14 protein-coding genes are annotated in these 15,441 nt (G+C 60.0%); 7 read left to right on the top strand and 7 right to left on the bottom strand.

The window, feature by feature from the left end; genetic code table 11:
- Positions 1-3: 3 nt before the first annotated feature.
- From lepA to lptF, 3 genes are all read right to left on the bottom strand, one after another.
- Positions 4-1,803, bottom strand: a complete 1,800-nt coding sequence (gene lepA / locus ACI77H_RS09760; protein WP_407011719.1) for a translation elongation factor 4 — start codon at positions 1,801-1,803, stop codon at positions 4-6.
- 171 nt (positions 1,804-1,974) lie between these two features.
- Positions 1,975-3,036, bottom strand: coding sequence for an LPS export ABC transporter permease LptG (gene lptG / locus ACI77H_RS09755; protein WP_407011718.1), 1,062 nt, complete (start codon positions 3,034-3,036; stop codon positions 1,975-1,977).
- Positions 3,029-4,147 (bottom strand): LPS export ABC transporter permease LptF, encoded by a 1,119-nt coding sequence (gene lptF, locus ACI77H_RS09750; RefSeq protein ID WP_407011717.1) that lies wholly within the window; start codon positions 4,145-4,147, stop codon positions 3,029-3,031. The genes lptG and lptF overlap by 8 nt, the downstream gene beginning before the upstream one ends.
- A gap of 311 nt (positions 4,148-4,458) precedes the next feature.
- Between lptF and ACI77H_RS09745 the strand changes: the two genes are divergently transcribed.
- The 5 genes from ACI77H_RS09745 (at position 4,459) to rlmF (ending at position 11,197) form a co-directional block, all read left to right on the top strand.
- The gene (locus tag ACI77H_RS09745) at positions 4,459-5,949 is read left to right on the top strand and encodes a leucyl aminopeptidase (RefSeq protein WP_407011716.1); all 1,491 of its coding nucleotides are present in this window, start codon (positions 4,459-4,461) and stop codon (positions 5,947-5,949) included.
- Positions 5,950-6,009: 60 nt separating this feature from the next.
- Positions 6,010-6,438 (top strand): DNA polymerase III subunit chi, encoded by a 429-nt coding sequence (locus tag ACI77H_RS09740; RefSeq protein ID WP_008026678.1) that lies wholly within the window; start codon positions 6,010-6,012, stop codon positions 6,436-6,438.
- Between the two features lie 8 nt (positions 6,439-6,446).
- Positions 6,447-6,836, top strand: a complete 390-nt coding sequence (locus ACI77H_RS09735; protein ID WP_407011715.1) for a DNA polymerase III subunit chi — start codon at positions 6,447-6,449, stop codon at positions 6,834-6,836.
- Positions 6,837-7,056: 220 nt separating this feature from the next.
- Positions 7,057-9,903: a valine--tRNA ligase gene (locus ACI77H_RS09730; protein WP_407011714.1), complete on the top strand. Its 2,847-nt coding sequence runs from the start codon at positions 7,057-7,059 to the stop codon at positions 9,901-9,903.
- Between the two features lie 268 nt (positions 9,904-10,171).
- On the top strand, positions 10,172-11,197 hold the full coding sequence (rlmF, locus tag ACI77H_RS09725) for a 23S rRNA (adenine(1618)-N(6))-methyltransferase RlmF (protein WP_407011713.1): 1,026 nt from the start codon (positions 10,172-10,174) through the stop codon (positions 11,195-11,197).
- Positions 11,198-11,399: 202 nt separating this feature from the next.
- Here the strand turns inward: rlmF and ACI77H_RS09720 are convergent, their stop codons facing one another.
- Positions 11,400-11,681, bottom strand: coding sequence for an HU family DNA-binding protein (locus ACI77H_RS09720; RefSeq protein ID WP_007905514.1), 282 nt, complete (start codon positions 11,679-11,681; stop codon positions 11,400-11,402).
- A 406-nt stretch (positions 11,682-12,087) separates the two neighbouring features.
- Between ACI77H_RS09720 and yejK the strand changes: the two genes are divergently transcribed.
- Together yejK and ACI77H_RS09710 are read left to right on the top strand one after the other, a co-directional pair.
- Positions 12,088-13,092, top strand: a complete 1,005-nt coding sequence (yejK, locus tag ACI77H_RS09715) for a nucleoid-associated protein YejK (protein WP_407011712.1) — start codon at positions 12,088-12,090, stop codon at positions 13,090-13,092.
- Positions 13,092-13,442: a glutaredoxin family protein gene (locus ACI77H_RS09710; RefSeq protein ID WP_407011711.1), complete on the top strand. Its 351-nt coding sequence runs from the start codon at positions 13,092-13,094 to the stop codon at positions 13,440-13,442. The genes yejK and ACI77H_RS09710 overlap by 1 nt, the downstream gene beginning before the upstream one ends.
- 78 nt (positions 13,443-13,520) lie before the next feature.
- Here ACI77H_RS09710 and ACI77H_RS09705 read toward each other — a convergent pair whose 3' ends face one another.
- From ACI77H_RS09705 to ACI77H_RS09695, 3 genes are all read right to left on the bottom strand, one after another.
- Entirely contained in the window at positions 13,521-14,456 is a 936-nt protein-coding gene (locus ACI77H_RS09705) for a glutathione S-transferase family protein (RefSeq protein WP_407011710.1), read from the bottom strand.
- Positions 14,457-14,544: 88 nt separating this feature from the next.
- The gene (locus ACI77H_RS09700; RefSeq protein ID WP_407011976.1) at positions 14,545-14,823 is read right to left on the bottom strand and encodes a GIY-YIG nuclease family protein; all 279 of its coding nucleotides are present in this window, start codon (positions 14,821-14,823) and stop codon (positions 14,545-14,547) included.
- An 82-nt stretch (positions 14,824-14,905) separates the two neighbouring features.
- Positions 14,906-15,376, bottom strand: coding sequence for a nuclear transport factor 2 family protein (locus ACI77H_RS09695; protein ID WP_407011709.1), 471 nt, complete (start codon positions 15,374-15,376; stop codon positions 14,906-14,908).
- Between the last annotated feature and the right edge of the window lie 65 nt (positions 15,377-15,441).

The following is a 15,441-nucleotide window of genomic DNA, read 5'->3' as shown; positions in this document are numbered from 1 at the left end:
GACCTAACTATCCAACCTGAGCACTGCAAGGAAGGCTTCTTGTGGAATTTCCACGTTGCCGACTTGCTTCATGCGTTTCTTACCGGCCTTTTGCTTTTCCAACAGCTTGCGCTTACGGCTAACGTCACCGCCATAGCATTTGGCCAATACGTTCTTTCTGAGTGCCTTGACGGAGGTCCGCGCAATGATCTGCCCGCCAATGGCGGCCTGGATCGCGACGTCGAACATCTGGCGCGGAATCAGTTCTTTCATCTTCTCGGTCAACTGGCGACCTTTGTAGTGCGCATTGTCACGGTGCACGATCAGCGCCAGGGCGTCGACCTTGTCACCGTTGATCAGCACATCCAGCTTCACCAGACTAGCCGATTGGTAACGATCGAAATGGTAATCCAGCGAAGCATAGCCACGGCTGGTGGATTTCAGACGGTCAAAGAAGTCCAGGACCACTTCGTTCATCGGAATATCGTAGGTCACCTGGACCTGGGTCCCGAGGAACAGCATGTCGTGCTGCACGCCACGCTTCTCGATGCACAGGGTAATGACGTTGCCCAGGTGCTCTTGCGGAACAAGAATATTGGCCCGCACGATCGGCTCACGCATGTCTTCGATCGAAGACACGTCCGGGAGCTTGGATGGGTTATCGACGTAAATCGTTTCCCCGGTTTTCAGCAACAGCTCGAAAATTACCGTCGGCGCCGTGGTGATCAGGTCCAGGTCGTACTCGCGCTCAAGGCGCTCCTGGATGATTTCCATGTGCAGCATGCCGAGGAACCCGCAACGGAAGCCGAAGCCCAGGGCGTCGGAGCTTTCCGGGGTGTATTGCAGGGACGAATCGTTGAGCGTGAGCTTTTGCAGGGCTTCACGGAAGTCTTCGAAGTCGTCGGAGCTGACCGGGAACAGACCGGCGTAGACCTGCGGCTGAATGCGTTTGAAACCTGGCAGCACGTCGACGTCTGGCGTCGAGCTCAAGGTCAGGGTGTCGCCCACTGGCGCGCCGTGAATGTCCTTGATGCTGGCAATGATGAAGCCCACTTCGCCAGCCTTGAGGTCAGCCGTAGGGGTGTGTTTCGGGTTGAACACACCGACGCTGTCCACCAGGTGGATCTTGCCGGTGGATTTGACGAGGATCTTGTCGCCCTTCTTCACGCGACCGTGACGCACGCGAACCAGGGAAACAACGCCCAGGTAGTTGTCGAACCAGGAGTCGATGATCAACGCTTGCAGCGGATCTTCGTAGTTACCGGTTGGCGCAGGAATGGTGTGAACCAGACGCTCGAGCACTTCATCGACGCCCAGGCCGGTCTTGGCGCTGCACTCGACCGCATCGGTGGCATCGATGCCGATGATTTTCTCGATTTCTTCTTTCACGCGATCCGGATCGGCCTGCGGCAGGTCGATCTTGTTCAGCACGGGCATGACTTCCAGGCCCTGTTCGATCGCGGTGTAGCAGTTGGCAACCGACTGCGCTTCCACGCCCTGACCGGCATCGACCACCAGCAACGCACCTTCACAGGCCGCCAGCGACCGGCTGACTTCATAGGTGAAGTCAACGTGGCCCGGGGTGTCAATGAAGTTCAGCTGGTACTTGATGCCATCGCGAGCGGTGTAATAAAGGGTGACGCTGTGGGCCTTGATGGTGATCCCGCGTTCACGTTCCAGGTCCATGGAGTCCAGCACCTGGGCTTCCATTTCGCGCTCGGCAAGGCCGCCGCACATCTGGATGAAGCGATCGGCCAGCGTCGACTTGCCATGGTCAATGTGGGCGATGATGGAGAAATTGCGGATATGACTCAAATCACTCACGGATCAACACTCAAAAAGGCTGCAGGCATAGCCCGCCGAAAAATAGCCGGGAATTGTACCTGATCCACGGCGCAAGCGTCACGTTCACAGGTCAGACGGCACCTACAAAAACGCCCCGGTCTTGCGACAGGGGCGTTTTTTCTCACCAGCAACGTCGGGAAATACCCGTGATCAACCGGCTCGGCGCAGCAGGAAGACACCCGCCAGGGCGCACACACCCGCCGGCACCAGCACCGCAAACAGCGGCGAGAAGCCAAACACCAGGCTTGAAGGCCCCAGCAGATCCTGGACGATGCGGAAGGTGAAGCCCACCAGTACGCCGGTGAACACCCGCTGACCAAGGGTGACCGAGCGCAACGGACCGAAGATGAAGGAAATCGCCATCAGTACCAGCGCGGCAGTGACCAGCGGCTGCAACACTTTGACCCAAAACGCCAACCAGTAACGGCCATTGTTCAGCCCCTGATCCGCCAGATAGTGGATGTAACCCCACAGGCCGGTGATCGACAGCGAATCCGGCGACATCACCACGGTGCTCAGCAGTTGCGGGCTCAGCGCAACGTTCCAGCGCTCGACCGGGGCCGTGACCACTTCGGTGCTCTTGTCATGGAACAGCGTGGTCGTAACATCGCTCAACTGCCAGTGATCCTTGTCGAACTGCGCGCGCTTGGCGAAGCTCGAGGACAGCATGTGCCGCTGATCGTCGAAGCGATAGCGGGTCACGCCGTACAGCACGCCGTTGGGTTGTACCGAGTTGACGTGGATGAACTCCTCGCCCTGACGGTGCCACAGGCCATGCTTGGCACTCTGCGCGTCGCCACTGCCTTGAGCCAGCGAGCGGTTGGCCTGCGCGGTGCTTTCGGTCGCCGGTGCGATGTATTCGCCAATCAACACACCCACCACCATCAGGATCAGCATCGGCTTCATCACGGCCCAGACGATCCGCCCGACCGACACGCCAGCTGCGCGCATGATCGTCAGCTCGCTGTGGCTGGCCAGACTGCCTAGGCCAATCAGGCAGCCGATCAGCGCCGCCATCGGCAACATGTCGTAGAGCCGGCGCGGCGCGGTCAGCAGGACGTAGCTCAGGACATCGAGCAGGGTGTAGGTATCGCTGACTTCACCCATTTCATCGATGAAAGCGAACAGCGTCGCCAGGCCGAGAATAATCCCCAGTACCGCCAGGATCGCGATGAAGACGCTGCTACCGATGTAGCGATCGAGCTTAACCACGGGCCACCTCCAGCGCGCTGCGGCGACTCGCCCGCTTCAACTGCAAGGGTTCCCAATAGAGCAAGCCAAGGCCGATGACCAGGAAGATCGCGTGAACCCACCACAAGCCCAGCGCGGGCGGGATCTTGCCCTTTTCGAGGGCGCCGCGAGCGGCAATCAGGATGCTCAGGTAAGCCATATAAAGAAGAATCGCCGGCAGCAGCTTGAGGAAACGGCCCTGACGCGGATTGACCCGCGACAGCGGCACCGCCAACAGGGTCACGATGAAGACCAGCAACGGCAACGACAAACGCCATTGCAGCTCGGTACGCGAACGCAAGTCATCACTGCCGAGCAACGAGCTGGTGGGCATTGCATCACGGTCGGTGACTTCGTCGCTGACGTCCGGTTTAGGCAGCAACACGCCGTACTCTTCGTACTTGATCGCACGGTAGTCGGCCTGCCCCGGATTACCGTCGTAGCGATAACCGTTGTCGAGAATCAGGTAGCGGTTGCCGTCAGGGCGGATTTCCTGACGCCCCTTCTCGGCCACCAACACGGAAATCCCGCGATCCTTGTTGGCCGACGAGATGTTCTTTTGCGAAATGAACACGCCGCCGAGGTTGATGCGGTCATCCGACAGTGTTTCGGTGTAGGTCACCCGGGTGCCGTCACGCAGGGCCTGGAAGCGACCCGGCTCGAGGGTATCGAACTCGGTCAGCGCGTCTTGCTTGTTCAACAGCAACTGGAACTGATTGGCCCCTTGCGGCGCCAGGCTCAGGCTCAGCCATGCCACCACCAGTGCCACCAGGGTGGCCGGAAACAGGGTCATGGTGAACAGACGCTGCTGGCTCATGCCCGTGGCGGAGAGCACGGTCATTTCGCTTTCAAGGTACAGGCGACCGTAGGCCAGCAGGATCCCGAGAAACAGGCCCAGCGGCAGGATCAGCTGCAGAAAGCCTGGCAGACGAAAACCCATGATCAGGAACAGCGAGCCAGGGTCCAGAAGACCAGCCGCCGCCTGGGCGAGGTATTTGATGAAGCGTCCGCTCATGATGATGACCAGCAGCACGGCGCTGACGGCGCTCAAGGTCAACAGGACTTCGCGGGATAGGTAACGGAAGACGATCAAACCAGACACTCCAGGGTTGTCAGGCTAAGGCGGCCAAACAAGCAAACGTATCAGGCAGCCCGCAAGACAGAGCCGCCGAAAAAAGTTGGCGCATTATCCTGTGATTGGGTGCGCCTGTCACTGCGCATGGTTACGCAGGCGGTCAAAGCGCCGAAGATCGTACAACCGAGGGTTGTCAGGCGCCGGTAGCGAGGTTCAAACTGCGGCCTTTGTCGCAAGCCGTGACTTGCGTCTTTCGCACTATAAATAAGCAGGCTCGAACGTCTGTCGTCGAGCACTCGCGTGTTGACCCATCATTCAGGGACCCGGACATGGAACTGGTTGTAAAAAGCGTTAACCCGGAAACGTTGAAAACCGCCACGCTGGTGGTCGCTGTCGGCGAAGGCCGCAAGCTCGGTGCCGTGGCCAAACAACTCGACGAACTGAGCGGCGGCGCCATCAGCGCTGTACTCAAGCGCGGCGACCTGGCCGGCAAGGTTGGCCAGAGCCTGTTGCTGCACAGCCTGCCAAACCTCAAGGCCGAACGCGTGTTGCTGGTTGGCGTAGGCAAGGACGAAGAGCTGGGTGACCGCCCGTTCCGCAAAATCATCGCCGGTGTCCTCAACACCCTTAAAGGCCTGGGCGGCAGCGATGCCGTGCTGGCGCTGGACGAAGTGATCGTCAAGGGTCGCGACAGCTACGGCAAGACCCGCCTGCTGGCCGAAACCCTGGTCGACGGCGAATACACCTTCGACGAGTTCAAGAGCCAGAAAGCCGAACCTCGCGCCCTGAAGAAAGTCACCCTCGTGACCATCAAGGCGGCCCAGGCTGAAGTCGAACGCGCCGTGGCCCACGCCACCGCGATCGCCAACGGCATGGCGTTTACCCGCAACCTGGGCAATCTGCCGCCGAACATCTGCCACCCGACGTTCCTCGGCGAGCAAGCGAAAAACCTCGGTAAAGAATTCAAAAGCCTGAAAGTCGAAGTCCTTGATGAGAAGAAGATCAAGGAACTGGGCATGGGCTCGTTCTACGCCGTCGGCCAGGGCAGCGCCCAGCCGCCGCGCCTGATCGTCATGCAATACAACGGCGGCAAGAAATCCGAGAAGCCGTACGCCCTGGTCGGCAAAGGCATCACCTTCGACACCGGCGGCATCAGCCTGAAGCCGGGCGCCGGCATGGATGAAATGAAGTACGACATGGGCGGTGCCGCCAGCGTCTTCGGCACCCTGCGTGCCGTGCTCGAACTGAAGCTGCCGATCAACCTGGTCTGCATCCTCGCCTGCGCCGAGAACATGCCGAGCGGCAACGCTGCGCGTCCGGGCGACATCGTCACCACCATGAGCGGCCAGACCGTGGAAATCCTCAACACCGACGCCGAAGGCCGTCTGGTGCTGTGCGATGCCCTGACCTACTCCGAGCGCTTCAAGCCACAAGCCGTGATCGATATCGCGACCCTGACCGGCGCCTGCGTCGTTGCATTGGGCGCGCACACCTCCGGCCTGCTGGGCAACAACGACGAACTGATCGGCCAACTGCTGAGCGCCGGCAAGGCTGCCGACGACCGTGCATGGCAACTGCCGCTGTTCGATGAGTATCAGGAGCAGCTGGACAGCCCGTTCGCCGACATCGCCAACATTGGCGGGCCGAAAGCCGGCACCATCACCGCAGCCTGCTTCCTGTCGCGCTTCACCAAGAACCTGAACTGGGCGCACCTGGACATCGCCGGCACGGCCTGGACCAGCGGCGGCAAGGACAAGGGCGCCACTGGCCGCCCGGTTCCATTGCTGACCCAGTACCTGCTGGACCGCGCCAAAGCCTGAAACCGATGACCTCGGGCGGCGTTGCTTTCGGGCGACGCCGCTCAAGGCTCAGGAACCGCAATGACCAAAGTCGACTTCTATATCCTGCCCAGCGCCGATCCTTCGGCGCGGCTGGATTTTGCCTGCAAGCTCACCGATAAAGCCTGGCGCATGGGCCACCGCATCTATCTGCATTGCAGCGATGCCGCCCAGCGTGACGACCTCGATGCGCGTCTGTGGGCGTTCAAGGGCGAAAGCTTCGTGCCCCACGGCCCCGCCGAAAGCGAGCCGGACGGTTTGATCGTCCTGGGTCTTGGCGATGACTGCGGTCAACATCAGGATTTGCTGGTCAACCTCGACCTGAAAGTCCCGGCCTTCGCCAACAAATTCGCCCGCGTGGCGGAAGTGGTGGTGGAGGATCCGGCGATACGCACGGCTGCGCGGGAGAGTTTCCGTTTCTACCGCGAACAGGGCTATCCTCTGCAAGATCACCGTTTACAGCGACTCTGAGCATTCCGATGGACACTCCAAAACCGCTGCAAAAGTCCGCGCATCTGCTGGACGACCTTGAGTCGATCCGCCAACTGCTCGGCGATGACAACCTGCAACCACCACTGCTGACCGACACGGTCGAGGACGGTGACCAGGAACAGATTCCGATGTTGTTCGACACGGTCAGCGCCAGCCAGCCCACCGTCGAACCGACGCCAACCACCGTTACCGCACAACCGGCACCCTCCGCCAGCAAAGGTCCTGACGACCTGCTGCACCTGGACAGCGAACTGCGCGCCGCCGCGCAACTGATCATGCAAGACGTGATCGACGACTTCGCCCCGCACATCGAAACCGAAATCAAACGCCGCCTTAGTGCGCGTCTGGAGCGGTTGTTGAGCCAGTACAACGATTAAACGAACACGCAACCCACTGTAGGAGCGGGCTTGCCCGCGATGGCGGAGTGTCAGAAACAAACCTGCTGATAGACACATCGCCTTCGCGGGCAAGCCCGCCCCCACAGGGATCGCACTCATTTCGAAGACGCGCCCGGTCTGCCCCTGCTCGCCCTATCCATGATGCCCCGCTATACTCGTCGGCTTTTCCTGAATTAATGCCAATAGGGTCCCGCCGCGCATGGATAAGACCTACCAGCCGCACGCCATTGAAACTTCCTGGTACAACACCTGGGAGTCTGAGAATTACTTCGCCCCGCAAGGCGCGGGCGAGTCCTACACCATCATGATCCCGCCGCCGAACGTCACTGGCAGCCTGCACATGGGTCACGGCTTCAACAACGCGATCATGGACGCCCTGATCCGTTTCCGCCGCATGCAGGGTCGCAACACCCTGTGGCAACCGGGCACCGACCATGCCGGTATCGCCACGCAAATGCTGGTGGAACGCCAACTCGAAGCCCAGGGCCAGAATCGTCACGACCTGGGCCGTGAGAAATTCCTTGAGAAAGTCTGGGAATGGAAGGATCAGTCCGGCGGCAACATCAGCCGTCAGATCCGCCGTCTCGGCTCGTCCGTGGACTGGGGCCGTGAGCGCTTCACCATGGACGACGGCCTCTCGGAAGCCGTTAAAGAAGCGTTCGTGCGCCTGCACGAAGACGGCCTGATCTATCGCGGCAAGCGTCTGGTCAACTGGGACACCAAGTTGCACACGGCGATTTCCGACCTCGAAGTGGAAAACCACGACGAAAAAGGTTTCCTGTGGAACCTGAAATACCCGCTGGCCGACGGCGCCAAGACCGCTGAAGGCAACGATTTCCTGATCGTCGCGACCACTCGCCCGGAAACCATGCTCGGCGACTCCGCCGTCGCGGTTAACCCGAACGACGAGCGCTACAAAGCCTTGATCGGCAAATTTGTCGAGCTGCCGCTGGTCGGCCGCCGCATCCCGATCATCGCCGACGATTACTGCGACCCTGAATTCGGTACCGGTTGCGTGAAAATCACCCCGGCCCACGATTTCAACGACTATGAAGTCGGCAAACGCCACAACCTGCCGCTGCTGAACATCTTCGACAAGAACGCTGCCGTCCTGCCGGCCTGTCAGGTGTTCAACCTCGACGGCACGCTGAACGAAAGCATCGACGGCAAGATCCCGGCCGAATACGCCGGCCTTGACCGCTTCGAAGCGCGCAAGCAAATCGTTGCCGCGTTCGACGCGGCCGGCCTGTTGGTCAGCGTCGACGATCACAACCTGAAAGTGCCGAAAGGCGATCGCTCCGGCACCATCATCGAGCCATGGCTGACCGACCAGTGGTACGTATCGACCAAGCCATTGGCTGAACCGGCGATTGCGGCTGTCGAAGACGGGCGTATCCAGTTCGTGCCGAAGCAGTACGAGAACATGTACTTCTCGTGGATGCGCGACATCCAGGATTGGTGCATCAGCCGTCAGTTGTGGTGGGGCCACCGGATTCCGGCCTGGTACGACGAGTCGGGCAAGGTCTACGTCGGCCGCGACGAAGCCGAAGTGCGTGCCAAGCACAACCTCGGCCCGGACGTTGCGCTGCAACAGGACAACGACGTTCTCGACACCTGGTTCAGTTCGGGCCTGTGGACGTTCTCGACGCTCGGCTGGCCTGAGCAGACCGAATTCCTGAAGAAATTCCACTCCACCGACGTGCTGGTCACCGGTTTCGACATCATTTTCTTCTGGGTTGCCCGGATGATCATGCTCACCATGCACTTGGTGAAGAACGAAGACGGCACCCCGCAGGTTCCGTTCAAGACCGTTTACGTTCACGGTCTGGTCCGCGATGGCCAGGGCCAGAAGATGTCCAAATCCAAGGGCAACGTCCTGGACCCGTTGGACATCATCGACGGTATCGAGCTGGAAGATCTGGTGCAGAAACGCACCTCCGGCATGATGCAGCCGAAACTGGCGAAGAAGATCGAGAAGCAGACCCGCGACGAGTTTGCCGACGGCATCGCCAGCTACGGCACCGACGCCCTGCGCTTCACCTTCTGCTCGCTGGCGTCCACCGGTCGCGACATCAAGTTCGACATGGGTCGCGTCGAAGGCTATCGCAACTTCTGCAACAAGATCTGGAACGCCGCACGTTATGTTCTGGACAAGGGCGAAGACTGCGGCCAGAACGGCGAAGCCTACGAACTGTCGCTGGCGGATCGCTGGATCATCTCGCAATTGCAACGCACCGAAGCCGAAGTGACCCGTCAACTCGACCAGTTCCGCTTCGACCTGGCGGCACAAGCCTTGTACGAGTTCATCTGGAACCAATATTGCGACTGGTACCTGGAACTGTCCAAGCCTGTGCTGTGGGACGAAAACGCACCAGTCGAGCGTCAGCGCGGCACCCGTCGCACGCTGGTGCGCGTACTGGAAGTGGCCCTGCGTCTGGCGCACCCGTTCATGCCGTTCATCACCGAAGAAATCTGGCAGCGCATCGCGCCGCTGGCCGGTATCGAAGGCAAGACGATCATGCTGCAGCCTTGGCCTGTGGCCAACGAAGAGCGCATCGATCCAGCCGCCGAGAACGACATCGAGTGGCTTAAGGAACTGATGCTCGGCACGCGCAACATCCGTGGCGAAATGAACATCGGTCCAGGCAAGCCGCTGAACCTGTTCCTGAAAAACGTCAGCGCCGAAGATCAGCGTCGCCTCACCGAGAACGAAGCCCTGCTGAAGAAACTGGCTCGCCTCGAATCGATCACCGTGTTGGCTGCTGGCGAAGAAGCACCGCTGTCCGCCACCGCGCTGGTGGGCGAGATGGAAGTGCTGGTGCCGATGGCCGGCCTGATCGACAAAGATGCAGAGCTTGCGCGTCTGGACAAGGAAATCCTGCGCTTGCAGGGCGAAGTCCAGCGGGTCGGCGGAAAACTGTCCAACGCCGGTTTCGTCGACAAGGCCCCGGCCGAAGTCATCGAGAAAGAACGCGCCAAACTGGCTGAGGCCGAACAGGCTTTGGGCAAGTTGGCCGAGCAGCATGCGCGGATTGCCAGCCTGTAACGGCGAATCGCAATGAAAAAGGGAGGCCCGCAACGGCCTCCCTTTTTTGTGCCTGCCACTTTCCTCCAAACACCGCACATCCCCTGTGGGAGCGGGCTTGCTCGCGAAAGCGGTGGATCAGTCAATGATGATATCGACTGACGCGACGCCTTCGCGAGCAAGCCCGCTCCCACAAGGGGATCGTGCTGTTCCGTCACAATTGCGTTCGCAACGCCCGGATGTGGGACAATGCCCCCCACTTTCAGCCATACCCGAATCGACCACACCCATGAACGCCCCCCGCACACCCCGCCCTGCGCGCAAGAAGCCTGACTCCGCCACCCCGGCCAACGCCGTGGAACCCCGTCCGAAGGCCAGCCTGCACCCGCGCAATCGCCACCAGGGTCGCTACGACTTCCCGGAGCTGATAAAGAGCACGCCAGAACTGGCGAAGTTCGTGATCCTCAACCCATACGGCAAGGAAAGCATCGATTTCGCCAGCCCGGACGCGGTGCGAGTGTTCAACCGGGCGTTGCTCAAGTCGTTCTACGGCGTGGCCCACTGGGACATTCCGGCTGATTACCTGTGCCCACCGGTGCCGGGGCGTGCCGACTACGTGCACTTCCTGGCCGACCTGTTGGCCAGCGTCAACGACGGCGAGATCCCGCGTGGGGCGCCGGTCAAGGTGCTGGATATCGGCATGGGCGCCAACTGCGTCTATCCGCTGATCGGCTACAGCGATTACCGCTGGCACTTCCTCGGTTCGGAAATCGACCCGACGGCCGTGGCCGCCGCCAAAGCCATCGTCCAGTCCAACGGGCTAAACAAGGCTATCCAACTGCGTCAGCAAACCAATCCCAAGCACATCCTGCTGGGCCTGTTGGAGCCGGGCGAGCGTTTTGACCTGACCATGTGCAACCCGCCGTTCCACGCGTCGATGGACGAAGCGACCAAAGGCAGCGAGCGCAAATGGCGCGCTCTGGGTCGCGCCGACCCGAAACGCAAACTGCCGGTATTGAACTTTGGCGGGCAATCGGCGGAATTGTGGTGTGAAGGCGGCGAAGCCCGCTTCGTGACGCAACTGATCGCCGAGAGCGCGCACTTTCAGCACAAAGTGCTGTGGTTCAGCACCCTGGTCTCGAAAGCCTCGAACCTGCCGGCTATCCAGACCGCGCTGAAAAAGGCTGGCGTACTGGAAAGTCAGGTGGTGGAGATGTCCCAGGGCCAGAAACAGAGCCGCTTCGTGGCGTGGACGTTCCAGACCAAGTCCGAGCAGCAGGCTTGGCGCGAGCGTTGGGCTCGCAAGGGTAACTGATCAACACAGATCAACAATGTGGGAGCGGGCTTGCTCGCGAAAGCGGTGAATCAGTCGACTTTAATGGTGACTGACACACCGCTTTCGCGAGCAAGCCCGCTCCCACAATTGGTTTAGTGGTGTCTGCGAGTCAGTCGCTGAATCACAGACACAAAAAAACCGTGCCCGGATCACTCCGGAGCACGGTTTTTTTTACTGCGTCTTACTTGTTAACAGCGTCGGTCAGGCCTTTGGCCACAACCAGCTTGATAACTTTCTTGGCAGCGATTTCGATGGCAGCGCCAGTCGAAGGGTTACGGCCGGTACGGGCAGGACGCTCAGTCACTTTCAGCTTGCCGATACCTGGCAGAGTGATTTCGCCGCCGTTTTCCAGCTGATCGGCAACGATTTGGCCCAGTTGGTCCAGAGCGTTACGCGCGGTGGTTTTTGGCGCGTCGATAGCTTCAGCGATGTCGGCGATCAGTTGGTCTTTAGTAAGAGCCATGTAGTGTTCCTTCCCTATCAAATTCATATGGATTGCAGAGTGCAGTGTCAGCCATCGAGCCCGATCTTCTGGATCTGGCACCCTCGGCCAATAACCACGGGATCGGGGTTATAGATACCGAAATCAGGGTTTGGTTCGACCTGACAAATGCTGAATGCACGCTTAACGCAGTGACTTCGCGTAAGACGGGGCAAAACTAGCACAGAGACGGGGAAATATCCGCCTCTAGCTACCCATTTGGTCAGCTTTATTGCTCTAAAACCGGAAAAAATTGCATAAGCGTTGCCGCACGCCTGCGAATTGCCCTTCGCACCGCGCCAAAACCAGTGGTTGCGGTACACTTGGCACTTTTTCGGGAGCCTGCCCTGCTCTCTCCAACCATCCGCTTCAAACAGCCGAGAAGCCCATGCCGATCCGTCATTGCATCGTCCACCTGATCGACAAAAAACCCGACGGCACACCCGCAGTTCTCCACGCTCGTGACTCGGAACTGGCCGAGTCCAGCGCCATCGAGAACATGCTTGCCGACCTCAACGAGAGCTACAACGCCAAACAAGGCAAGGCCTGGGGTTTCTTCCATGCCGAGTCCGGTGCGCACCCGTTCAGCGGCTGGCTGAAGGAATACCTCGATGGCGGCAAGGATTTCACGGCGTTCAGTCGTGTGGCGGTGGAACACCTGCAAAAGCTGATGGAGGAGTCGAACCTCTCGGTGGGCGGCCACGTGCTGTTTGCCCATTATCAGCAGGGCATGACCGATTACCTGGCCATCGCGCTCCTGCACCACAGTGAAGGCGTTGCCGTGACCGATCAGCTGGACGTGACTCCGTCCCGCCACCTCGATCTGGGCCAGTTGCACCTCGCGGCGCGGATCAACGTCTCCGAGTGGCAGAACAACAAACAGTCCAAGCAGTACATTTCGTTCATCAAAGGCAAGAACGGCAAAAAGGTTTCGGAGTATTTCCGCGACTTCATCGGCTGCCAGGAAGGCGTCGACGGCCCCGGTGAAACCCGCACGCTGCTCAAGGCGTTCAGCGACTTCGTGGAAAGTGAAGACTTGCCGGAAGAGTCCGCCCGCGAAAAAACCAAGACCCTGGTGGACTACGCCAGCAGCCAGGCAAAAATGGGCGAGCCCATGGGCCTGGAAGAACTCTCCGGGCTGATTGACGAAGAACGCCCGAAAGCCTTCTACGATCACATCCGCAACAAGGACTACGGCCTGTCGCCGGAGATTCCGGCGGATAAGCGCACGCTGAACCAGTTCCGCCGCTTCACCGGTCGCGCCGAAGGGCTGTCGATCAGCTTCGAAGCGCACCTGCTGGGCTCGAAGATTGAGTACGACGAAGAAGCCGGCACGCTGATCATCAAAGGTTTGCCGACTCAGTTGACTGACCAGCTCAAGCGACGCAACTGATGCTTGGCAGCGTGCTGAAGAAATGCCTGCTGATCTTGCTGGTGGTCGTGGTTTATCAGAACTGGGGCAAGATCGAGCGGGTGTTCAAGCCTTCGCAGGTGGTGTCGGAGCAAACCCAGGCCAAGGCCAATGTCGTGCTCTACGCCACTGAATGGTGTGGTTACTGCAAACTGACCCGGCGCTTTCTCGATCAGAAAGGCATTCCGTACAAGGCATTCGATATCGAGAAGGACGCCGAGGCGCGCAAGGCCTACGAGGCGTTGGGTGGTGGCGGGATTCCAATCATCGATGTCAACGGGACGCTGATTCGCGGATATGACCCGGACGCCATTCTTGCGGCCCTGAAGTAACGCTTCAGCACGACTCAATCCTTTTTAGGCGCTGGCAAGCCAGCGCCTACAGGTCGGTGCATGACCAGTAATCCGCGCTTACTGTTTTTCGATGCGAAATCCGAATCGCGGAAAGTGCACATGCACCACGCCGCCACGTTCATCCTCCCGGCGCAGTATCAATTCCTCCCTCCCGGCAAACAGCAACTCCCCGGCCACAGAATCAACACCGTAATCGGTCGCCGCGATGACCACCTGCTGGCCCGCCTCAAACCCATTCGGTTCATCAAACTGCTCATCCGGCAACACGGCCGGTGTCGCGTTGCGCGCCACTTCCAACGCCTCTTCGGACGTCATCTCGCTGGACGCGCCATGACCGAAGCCCATCACCCGCCCGAACCACGCAGAAACCGCCGGATAAGCATCGACCAACGGTGCAGTCACCGGCGTAGCCTTGAGGAACCACAGGCAATGCGCCAGAGCAAAGTCGGCAATCGACGGTTCGCCAAACAGGAAGTCTCCCTGCTCGCGCTGAAGCTGCTGCTCCAGGCGCCCCATGATCGTCGGCCATTGATGCCGGGCTTGCTCGGCGGACAACCGGGTGGCGCTGCCGCCACTGAACAACCCGGCGCGATCAGCCAGGAACGCTTTGATCGCTTCTGGCGGCATAGCGCCGAAGCGCACAGCGATCGATTCCGGCTGAAACACCAGGCTGACCGCATGCTGGAACACCACGGAGTCCGCCCACGCGGCGAAGGTCGCGGCGATCATCTCCTGGCCTTCCGGGAAGAACGCCGGCAAGGCTTTTTCCTGCTCCAGACGACGAGCGATCAGCGAGGTGTCGCAATAAATATCGGCGCCAATCTGCAACACCGGCGTCTTGCGGTAGCCCCCCGTTAAAGCAGTCAGGTCGGGCTTTGGCATCACCGGCGAAATTTTCACCGAGCGCCAGGACAGGCCCTTGAAGCCCAGCAGCAGGCGGGCCTTTTCGGCGAAAGGGGACGTCGGGTAATGATGAAGAATCAACTCGGACATGCTCGGCTCCGCCGCATGGATAGGGAATCCGCAGCTTAGCGCGCATTGCGCGAGCATCCCACCCATCCACCTGATGGGAACATATCAGTCAGATTGATAAGCCGGCAGCAAAGGTCGCCACCAGGCACTCCTTGGCGCTTTTCTTGAGTTTTTTGATCAACCGTTCCTGGCGCAGCGCTTCGCTTTTATCGCGACAGACTTCGGTGTAGACCAACGCCACGGCCGGGCTGGAGAGAAAGAAGCGCGCGCCTTTGCCGCTCTGGTGAGTGGCGAAGCGGCGTACGGGATCGTCGCTGATCCCGCAGTAGAGCGAACCGTTGGCCGCGCGAACGAGGTAGACGAACCAGGGTTTGCTGACAGGCAGCATCGGTTCCAGGGCAATAGCGGCGGGTTCGCTCGGCGGGTTCACGTGACGATCAAGGCTTGAAAGGAAACAAGCCGCGATCTTATCAGCGACTGGCCTGAAATGCCTTCAGCCCCTTCAAGGCCTGAGCGCGAACGGCGTTTCTCACCAGCGGCGTCCAGCCCAGAAGCAAGCCCTTGAACCCCAGCGCCTGACGCGACCAGGTCCACAGGTCGAAGCGGTCGTGATGCTCGCAGATCTTGCCGTCGCGAAAGACAAAACGGGCCTGGATATCGTTGACCACCGTGTTGCCGGTCTGGCTGAACAGATACGTCGCCACCCAATGCGCACCGCCGCTGCGTTCATCGCTGCGCACGTTATCGAAGGTCAGGGAAAAATCCTTGGCCCGGGTGGTGAGCATGCGCCACATGTCACCCGCGTCGCGCCCGCGCAATTCGCCGAACGCCGGATCACTGAATACCACGTCGTCGGTGTAGCAGGCGCTCATGGCCTCGGCATCCAGGCGCTGGAAGGCCTCGTAGAACCGGGTGATCAAGGCGTTGTGGGCATCACTCATGGACAGGCTCCCTGGTTTGAAAACGGGTTTCGTAGAATTGCCTGCACGATAGTCAACTAATGACC

This window comes from Pseudomonas sp. O230, assembly GCF_045447035.1.
Taxonomy (GTDB): domain Bacteria; phylum Pseudomonadota; class Gammaproteobacteria; order Pseudomonadales; family Pseudomonadaceae; genus Aquipseudomonas.
This window is presented reverse-complemented; position numbering and strand designations above follow the sequence as displayed.

Excerpts from the sequence above, each read along its gene's own strand:
- ACI77H_RS09745 (WP_407011716.1), top strand. The coding sequence starts at position 4,459 with ATGGAACTGGTTGTAAAAAGCGTTAACCCGGAAACGTTGAAAACCGCC.
- ACI77H_RS09740 (WP_008026678.1), top strand. The coding sequence starts at position 6,010 with ATGACCAAAGTCGACTTCTATATCCTGCCCAGCGCCGATCCTTCGGCG.
- ACI77H_RS09735 (WP_407011715.1), top strand. The coding sequence starts at position 6,447 with ATGGACACTCCAAAACCGCTGCAAAAGTCCGCGCATCTGCTGGACGAC.
- ACI77H_RS09730 (WP_407011714.1), top strand. The coding sequence starts at position 7,057 with ATGGATAAGACCTACCAGCCGCACGCCATTGAAACTTCCTGGTACAAC.
- rlmF (WP_407011713.1), top strand. The coding sequence starts at position 10,172 with ATGAACGCCCCCCGCACACCCCGCCCTGCGCGCAAGAAGCCTGACTCC.
- ACI77H_RS09720 (WP_007905514.1), bottom strand. The coding sequence starts at position 11,681 with ATGGCTCTTACTAAAGACCAACTGATCGCCGACATCGCTGAAGCTATC.
- yejK (WP_407011712.1), top strand. The coding sequence starts at position 12,088 with ATGCCGATCCGTCATTGCATCGTCCACCTGATCGACAAAAAACCCGAC.
- ACI77H_RS09710 (WP_407011711.1), top strand. The coding sequence starts at position 13,092 with ATGCTTGGCAGCGTGCTGAAGAAATGCCTGCTGATCTTGCTGGTGGTC.
- ACI77H_RS09705 (WP_407011710.1), bottom strand. The coding sequence starts at position 14,456 with ATGTCCGAGTTGATTCTTCATCATTACCCGACGTCCCCTTTCGCCGAA.
- ACI77H_RS09700 (WP_407011976.1), bottom strand. The coding sequence starts at position 14,823 with ATGCTGCCTGTCAGCAAACCCTGGTTCGTCTACCTCGTTCGCGCGGCC.
- ACI77H_RS09695 (WP_407011709.1), bottom strand. The coding sequence starts at position 15,376 with ATGAGTGATGCCCACAACGCCTTGATCACCCGGTTCTACGAGGCCTTC.